Genomic DNA, 2,500 nt, shown 5'->3' on the forward strand with positions numbered 1-2,500 from the left:
TAGGAACTGGTTTTCAGTTTCTATTTTTTTGGGCATTAAGTTTAATATTAATACTTTCAAGGGACGGATCTCCTGAAGGCTAGCCCTTGTCGTTGTCATGACAAAAACATTTTCTTCGCGCAAGAAATTCACAGCAGGTAACTCGTCTGGTAAACGAATCGGCATCGTTCATCCCCTTTTTACACTTTTATACGTTTAGACTTCTAGAATGCTAAATAATCTAACCAATGTTAAGCACCTTGTCGAGTATTTCAAGGGTGATTGAAATAATTTCATGCCAAGTGACTTGTCTTGATTTCTTTTCAAATATAGCAGAGACGCAACTAGCTGATTTTATATATTTTTTATCTACTCATGATAATTTATAGATACTGATTTAACTTATACACTTTTGATATTAATTAGAGCTAATCTAATCTTCTTCTTCCCTTAACCAAAAGGGTCTACCAATTCAAATTAATTAATAAAAAATAATAAAATCAATTCATTAACTAGAAAAATCAAAATATTGTCATCTACTTCACCATAATCTAATAAGAAGTAAAAAACACAGTAATGTTAGTTACTGAGAAGGATTATTGATAAGCTTGCAAAGATTTCTCCGCTTTAATCACAAGTCATAACGACGTGAGCACAGAACACGGATCACACAACGATGAGTTGCTAAGTAGATTATTGATAAGCTTACAAAAATTTCTCCGTTTTAATCACAAGTCATAACGACGTGAACACAGAACACGGGTAACACAACGATTGGTTGCTGAGGGGATTATTGATTAACTTATGGCTTTTGAGTCTCTTCCTCTTTCAACCATAAAAATAGCGGGCAGAGTGTAAACAAAGCGAAGCATACCGAACGGCTCAACCACCGTAAACAGCATCATTTTTATTTCCCCAAACGCAAAAAAGCCACCCAATGGGTGGCTTTCTCACTAATTTAATGTCTGGCAGTTCCCTACTCTCACATGGGGAGACCCCACACTACCATCGGCGCTACGGCGTTTCACTGCTGAGTTCGGCATGGGGTCAGGTGGGACCACCGCGCTATTGCCGCCAGACAAATTCGGTTTCGTTCCCGTTCAGCGCATTTCTTCGCTAAACCAGAACATCAATCTTGAACAAGCTGCTGTGTCCGTCACCTTTCGGCTTCTCACGCACATTCGAAAACTATCTCGTCTCTCTAAAACACCTTCGGTGTTGTCAGGTTAAGCCTCACGGTTCATTAGTATTGGTTAGCTCAACGTATCGCTACGCTTACACACCCAACCTATCAACGTCTTAGTCTTAAACGTTCCTTTAGGACCCTTAAAGGGTCAGGGAAGACTCATCTCAAGGCAAGTTTCCCGCTTAGATGCTTTCAGCGGTTATCTTTTCCGCACTTAGCTACCGGGCAATGCCATTGGCATGACAACCCGAACACCAGTGGTGCGTCCACTCCGGTCCTCTCGTACTAGGAGCAGCCCCTTTCAATCTTCCAACGCCCACGGCAGATAGGGACCGAACTGTCTCACGACGTTCTAAACCCAGCTCGCGTACCACTTTAAACGGCGAACAGCCGTACCCTTGGGACCTACTTCAGCCCCAGGATGTGATGAGCCGACATCGAGGTGCCAAACACCGCCGTCGATATGAACTCTTGGGCGGTATCAGCCTGTTATCCCCGGAGTACCTTTTATCCGTTGAGCGATGGCCCTTCCATTCAGAACCACCGGATCACTAAGACCTACTTTCGTACCTGCTCGAGCCGTCACTCTCGCAGTCAAGCTGGCTTATGCCTTTGCACTAACCGCATGATGTCCGACCATGCTTAGCCAACCTTCGTGCTCCTCCGTTACTCTTTGGGAGGAGACCGCCCCAGTCAAACTACCCACCAGACACTGTCCGCACCCCGGATAACGGGGCAACGTTAGAACATCAAACATTAAAGGGTGGTATTTCAAGGTTGGCTCCACGCAGACTGGCGTCCACGCTTCAAAGCCTCCCACCTATCCTACACATCAAGGCTCAATGTTCAGTGTCAAGCTATAGTAAAGGTTCACGGGGTCTTTCCGTCTTGCCGCGGGTACACTGCATCTTCACAGCGAGTTCAATTTCACTGAGTCTCGGGTGGAGACAGCCTGGCCATCATTACGCCATTCGTGCAGGTCGGAACTTACCCGACAAGGAATTTCGCTACCTTAGGACCGTTATAGTTACGGCCGCCGTTTACTGGGGCTTCGATCAAGAGCTTCTCCTTACGGATAACCCCATCAATTAACCTTCCAGCACCGGGCAGGCGTCACACCGTATACGTCCACTTTCGTGTTTGCACAGTGCTGTGTTTTTAATAAACAGTTGCAGCCAGCTGGTATCTGCGACTGGCTTCAGCTCCATGGGTAAACCACTTCACCTAATGCCAGCGTGCCTTCTCCCGAAGTTACGGCACCATTTTGCCTAGTTCCTTCACCCGAGTTCTCTCAAGCGCCTGAGTATTCTCTACCTGACCACCTGTGTCGGTTTG

General features: G+C 45.8%; 1 protein-coding gene and 2 rRNA genes (1 of these 3 cut by a window edge). All 3 read right to left on the minus strand.

What is annotated here, in order from left to right:
- The coding region (locus tag AB0I41_RS34485) for a homoserine O-succinyltransferase (protein ID WP_357115435.1) at positions 1–165 on the minus strand (165 nt) is incomplete at its 3' end.
- Positions 166–942: 777 nt separating this feature from the next.
- Positions 943–1,058 (minus strand): 5S ribosomal RNA (gene rrf, locus AB0I41_RS34490).
- 143 nt (positions 1,059–1,201) lie between these two features.
- Positions 1,202–2,500: ribosomal RNA gene (locus AB0I41_RS34495) — 23S ribosomal RNA — on the minus strand; it runs 1,608 nt beyond the window's last position.

Origin of the sequence: Micromonospora sp. NPDC050200 (genome assembly GCF_040656135.1) — a bacterium.
GTDB lineage: Bacteria > Actinomycetota > Actinomycetes > Mycobacteriales > Micromonosporaceae > Micromonospora.